The organism is Kribbella albertanoniae, assembly GCF_004348455.1.
Classification (GTDB): Bacteria; Actinomycetota; Actinomycetes; order Propionibacteriales; family Kribbellaceae; genus Kribbella; species Kribbella albertanoniae.
Genome location: NZ_SMKA01000411.1, coordinates 1 through 5493, shown reverse-complemented (window position 1 = coordinate 5493; position 5493 = coordinate 1). Strand labels below are relative to the sequence as shown.

General features: G+C 67.3%; 5 protein-coding genes. 2 read left to right on the top strand and 3 right to left on the bottom strand.

Features of this window, described 5'->3' with window-relative positions; genetic code table 11:
* Nucleotides 1-844, top strand: an 844-nt coding sequence (locus E1261_RS45720) for a hypothetical protein (protein ID WP_165952849.1), incomplete at its 5' end; no start/stop codon positions are given.
* Between the two features lie 6 nt (nucleotides 845-850).
* Here E1261_RS45720 and E1261_RS42985 read toward each other — a convergent pair.
* From E1261_RS42985 to E1261_RS42975, 3 genes are read right to left on the bottom strand one after another with little or no spacing between them, the layout of a single operon-like run.
* Complete coding sequence (locus tag E1261_RS42985; protein WP_132415825.1) at nucleotides 851-1351, bottom strand: mycothiol transferase; 501 nt, start codon at nucleotides 1349-1351, stop codon at nucleotides 851-853.
* Between the two features lie 56 nt (nucleotides 1352-1407).
* On the bottom strand, nucleotides 1408-2121 hold the full coding sequence (locus E1261_RS42980; RefSeq protein WP_238176808.1) for a M50 family metallopeptidase: 714 nt from the start codon (nucleotides 2119-2121) through the stop codon (nucleotides 1408-1410).
* A 10-nt stretch (nucleotides 2122-2131) separates the two neighbouring features.
* Nucleotides 2132-3307: a hypothetical protein gene (locus E1261_RS42975; protein WP_238176807.1), complete on the bottom strand. Its 1176-nt coding sequence runs from the start codon at nucleotides 3305-3307 to the stop codon at nucleotides 2132-2134.
* A gap of 99 nt (nucleotides 3308-3406) precedes the next feature.
* On the opposite strand from E1261_RS42975, the gene E1261_RS42970 reads away from it, so the two are divergent.
* Nucleotides 3407-5305, top strand: coding sequence for a S41 family peptidase (locus E1261_RS42970; RefSeq protein ID WP_132415821.1), 1899 nt, complete (start codon nucleotides 3407-3409; stop codon nucleotides 5303-5305).
* The last annotated feature ends 188 nt before the right edge of the window (nucleotides 5306-5493 follow it).

The following is a 5493-nucleotide window of genomic DNA, read 5'->3' as shown; positions in this document are numbered from 1 at the left end:
CGCGTGGGACGGCAAACGCGTGCTCGGCCTCGGCGGTGCTTCCGGCGGTGCGCACGGCAATGTGCGGTGGACCGTCTGGACCGGCTCGGTCGACGCCGGTCTACAAGAACACCCGCAGACCTTCGACACCTTCAACGGCCTGTCCGCCGGTCAGATGACGTCGGCTGTGCTGACTCCGGCAGGGGAGGCCCTGACGGGATCGTGGGAAGGCGTCGTGACCGGGCTGGACGCCGCCGTCTGGTTGCCACAGGCCAACAACAAGTGGCTCAAGCAGGACTCGGCCAAGACCCCGTTGCAGAACACGAAGAACCTGCTCGTCGGCACCGGCTACGCGACCGCTTACGGCGAGGGTCTCGTGCTGACCGGTTCGCAGGTGCGCCTCGAACCGAACGTCGTCCAGCAGGGCGCCGCGATCTGGCGTTCCGAGAAGCTCGCGCAGGGCTGGACCCGCATCGAGCTACCGGACCCCGGTGAACGCAGTCAGGCGAACACCGCGACCTGCGCGGACACCTGCGTGATCTCCGGGTTCGTCGAGAACAAGCTCGCGATCTGGCGGTACGACGGCGCCAAGGCGCAGCGGCTGACCGGCGTACCGGCGATCCCGGTCGGTGACAAGGACCTCCTGCCACCACCGCTGTCCGACGGCAGCCCCGACGGTGATGTCACCCAGGTGATTGCCCAGGACAACAAAGTCAAGATCGTCAACGGCCGCGACGGCAACTGGCAGGTCCTCGAATCGACCGGCGGTCTCCAAGGCCCGGTGACCGCGCTGGTCCGCACCAACGACCAGCAGGCCTACCTGATCGCCGGCGGCACCCTCTGGAAGGCGAACCTGCCTAGCTGACCCCGCCTAGCTGAACAGACCCTTCAGGTACGCCGCTTGGCCCATGTGCTCGGCATCGTCGTCCAGCACGCTGACCAGTCGAGCGCCCAGTGTGACCGGCGGATCCCACCGGGTGTCGACGATCCGGTCGAAGTCCGAATCGGCCTGCAACCGCAGGAACTCCAGTGTCTGCTGGTGCACGGCGTCGTAGTACCCGACGAGGGACTCCGCGGAAGCAGTCACCTGCCCGACCTGCTCAGGCGTGTGCCCGTAGCCGGTGTCGGCAGTGTCGAACGGCACCCCGAGCCGCTCGTGCCACCCGTCTGCCGTGTAGGCCTGCTCGTGCCCGGCGACCTCCGAGACGTGGTCGTCCTGGATGCGGGTCAGGTGCCACAGCAGCCAGGCAATCGAGTTGGTGGTCTCGGAGGGCCGCGCGGTCAGGACCTTGTCGTCCAGCCCCTTCACCACGTCGTGCACCTGCTCCTGGACCCGGCCGAAACCATCGATCAGTATCTCGTTGGCCTTCATCGAAAATCCCTTCGTCGACGCACAATTCACACTAGACCTCGGCGCCGACAAAACCATTAACCAGGGATTACGCCCGACCAGATCACGCCGAGCGCCAGGCAGGCGAGCGCGACCAGGCCGAAGACGCCGACCCACATCACCGCTGGCACGCCGGTCAACCGCCGAAGCTGATCGGCGTCCGAACTCCGCCCCTGCCCACCGCGGCGCGACTGCTGCAGCTCGACCACCGCACGCGGCGCGGCGAGCAACAGGAACCACGTGAGCAGGTGCGCGAACGCCGACTGCACCGACGGAGTACCCCACCAGGTCACGCCGAAAACGACCGCACCGAACACCACCACCGACCAGAGCCCATACAGGTTCCGGATCTGCAGCAGCAGAATCACCAATGCGAGTAGCAGTCCCCAGAGCAACGCAACGGCGTACCCGCGACTGAGGGTGAAGGCGGCGGCGAGCCCGAAGAGCGCCGGGCCGGGGTAACCAGCCAGCAGTACGGCGATCATCCCCACGCCGGTCGGTTTCCCGCGTGACACGGTCACCCCGGAGGTGTCCGAGTGCAGGCGGATCCCGGACAGCTTGCGGCCGACCAGCGCAGCGATCAGACCGTGCGCACCCTCATGCGCGATCGTCACCACGTTCCGGGTGAACCGCCACAGCGGCCGCCAGCCGATCAGCACCAGCGCGACCACGCCGGTGCCGATCACCACACGGATGGACGGGTCGGGCTGTGCTGACGTGATGCTGTCCCAGAAGTCACTCACCCGGCCCATCCTTGCAGTACTACGGAAATGCGATGTGCACGGTCACCCGCTCACGCAGCTGCTCGTTCATCAGCCACAGCTCGTTGGTGGCCGGCCAGTAGGACAGGTTCTCGGTGTTCTTCGGTGCTTTCGTCCACACTGACGTGGAAACGCCACCGGTACCGCGATGCAGACAGCTCGGATAGTCGACGCCGTCCCCGATGTTGTCGGCGTACTCGGGACAGACCCCGGGGATCACGAAGCTGTTGTTGTAGGAGACCGCACCCTGCATACCCCACACCGGTGAGTTGAAGGCCTCCACGGCGCGCACCACTCCGTCGGTACCAGCAGCAGGCAGTCCGGTCGCCTTGTTGAGCGGCCAGCGCACAATCCGCCCACCACCCCGCGTGGTGTGCTCTGCAGCAACAAACGAGCCGGTTCCGGCGTAGTCGAGCGCCAGACTCGCAAAACACGGCCGTACGCCGGTGGTCGACGCGCACCCACCTCCGGCGTACCAGTAGGCCCCGACCTGCGGTAGCGCGAACGCGTGCCAGAGTGCGTGGTACTTGCCGTCAGCACCCAGTCCAACCTCACCAGTGCTGGTGTCGGTCCGCCAGATGTGCCGCAGGTCGAACACCCGCAGTACGGCGCCGCCCGTCGCGACCACCAGCATGTTCCCGGACCAGTACAGCCCGTGGCCGTGCCCAGCGACCGCCTGGAAGTTGCCGTCGGCAGTGGGCTCCACCAGCAGCACGTGCCGGTACTTGTTGGTCGCTACGTCCAGGAAAGAGATCCGGATCGCCGTGTCACCACTGTTGTGCCAGCTCGCGACAACGACCCGGCGCGCGCCACCGGCCGGCTCCGCGTCGCCCGACCCCGACAGGCCCTGCGGAATCCAGACGTTCAGGTCGTCGTCCTCACCGTCCTGCCAGCAGAACCCCTGCGGATTCAGCGAGGCGGTCAGGTACGTCGCGTGGCAGCGCGGGCGCCCGGTCCGGTTGGACGCGGCGAGGACTTCGGTGACGCCGACCGGCGCGAGGGCCGGCTTGGTCTCGAGCTGAGCCACGCGAGCGCCGTACGTAGCGAAGGTGTCGCCGGAGACGAGCTGGAATCCGCTCGCATCGATTCGGGGGAAGCTGGCTGCGGCCTGTGCCTGGGGTGCCGTGAGCACGCCGATCAGGAGGGCGGCGGTTAACAACATTCGACTGATCCGCATGGAGTCGATAGTCCTTCACATCAGTCGATCCTGCACTCCGAACGTGGCGCGTCGTTGACAGTGCGCAAAGAGCGGCGGACCGTGGGACGAGGGGGAAAGATGACTACTGCAATTGACGAGGGTGCTGTTGTCCCGTTGCCGGCGTTCCTGGCAGGGGCGGGAACGCTGACGCTGGCGCAGCGGAAGATCGTGGTCGACCAGGCCTTGCTGCTGCTCGACCAGAACTACGTGCACCTGCCGCTGAAGGTCGCGATGCATGCGCTCAATCCGCTGCAGCGGCTGCGGGTGCTGCGAGCCCGGATGGATCGCCAGGCGATGGAGCCCGAGTGGCTCTTCCATCGGCGGCTGTCGAGCATCTTCCACTCGGTTCGCGACCTGCACACCAACTATCTGCTGCCCGCGCCGTTCGCCGGGAAGGTCGCGTTCCTGCCGTTCATGATCGAGAAGTGCCATGACGACGACGGCACCGAGCACTACCTGATCACCCGGACCGTGACGGGTTACAGCGCACCTCAATTCGGCGCGGGTGCCGAGGTGACGCACTGGAACGGTACGGCGATCGCCCGCGCGGTCGCGCTCAACGGCGCACAGTTTGCCGGCAGCAACGAAGCGGCGAACCTTGCGCGCGGTCTCGAATCACTGACCCTGCGGCCGCTGGTGATCCAGGCACCGCCGGACGAGGACTGGGTCGTGCTCAGCTACCTCGGTCTCGACGGATCGCCGTACGAGCTCCGCGAGCAGTGGCAGGTGACCACCAACCTCCCACCGATGACCGACCTTGATGCGATCAACGCGACCTCGGCGTTGATGGGTGTGGACCTGGATTCGGACGAGAAGGCCCGCGCCAAGAAGGTGCTCTATGTCCGCGAGGTCGTCGAGCTCGAACGCGGTCAGAGTTCGGCCGAGCTGCCGAAGCCGGCCGCGGTCGGTGGCGCCGACCTGCCGACCACGATGCCCGGCGTATTCCGGGCCCGCTCAGTCAGTACGCCGTCCGGCAGCTTCGGTCATCTGCGCATCTTCACGTTCAGCGTGCCGGATCCGGTCGCGTTCCGGGACGAGTTCGTCCGGCTGGCCGCGGCACTGCCGCAGAACGGGCTGATCGTCGACCTCCGCGACAACGGCGGTGGGCACATCCATGCGGCCGAGTTCACCCTGCAGACGCTGACCCCGCGGCGGATCACGCCCGAGCCGGTGCAGTTCCTCAGTTCGCCGCTCAATCTGAGCATCTGCCGCAGGCACCGCGACAACCCGGCCGGGATCGATCTCGGGCCGTGGTTCGACTCCCTCGACCTGGCGACCGAGACGGGAGCGGCGTACTCGGCGGCGAAGCCGATCACACCGGAGGAGGGCGCGAACGACCTCGGCCAGACCTACCACGGGCCGGTCGTGCTGATCACCGATGCCCGCGTCTACTCGGCGTCGGACATCTTCACCGCCGGGTTCGCCGACCACAGCATCGGCACGATCCTCGGCGTCGACGAGAACACCGGCGCCGGCGGCGCGAACGTCTGGACCCACGGCCTGCTCGCGGCCCTGCTCAACGAACCACCGCCACCCGACCCGACCTCGCCGTACGAGTCCTTGCCGAACGGCGCCAACCTACGCGTCGCTATCCGCCGTACTCTGCGCGTCGGTGAGCTCGCCGGTACGCCGGTCGAGGACCTCGGCATCCAGCCGTCCGAACTGCATGGCATGACCCGCGCCGACCTACTCGACGGCAACGTCGACCTGCTCGCCCGAGCCGGTGCCCTCCTGGCCGCGATGCCCACGCGCAGCCTCCAGATCACAACCGCCCTGGCCGGTACGACGCTCGCCGTCACCCTGACCGTGGCCGGTATCGACCGCGTCGACCTCTACCTCGACGACCGCCCGATCAGCTCCGAAGACCTCACCGGGCCGCTCACCATCACCATCCTCGACGTTGCCCCGGGCCAGCAGTTACGCGCGGATGGATACGAATCCGGCAGCTTGGTGGCATCCCGCCGTACGACGATCTGATTGCCTTTACAGTCGTTCCTGTGAAGACACGGGGTGTGGCCGTGGTGTGCGCAGTCCTGCTGCTGACGGGGTGCGCGAAAGAGCCGGTACGTGACGATGCGGCCGCGGAGGCGGCTCGGGCGCGATCTGCGTTGCCGACGACGACGCCGTCGAATCAGCCCGGTACGCCGGTGGCCGCGGTGCCGGAG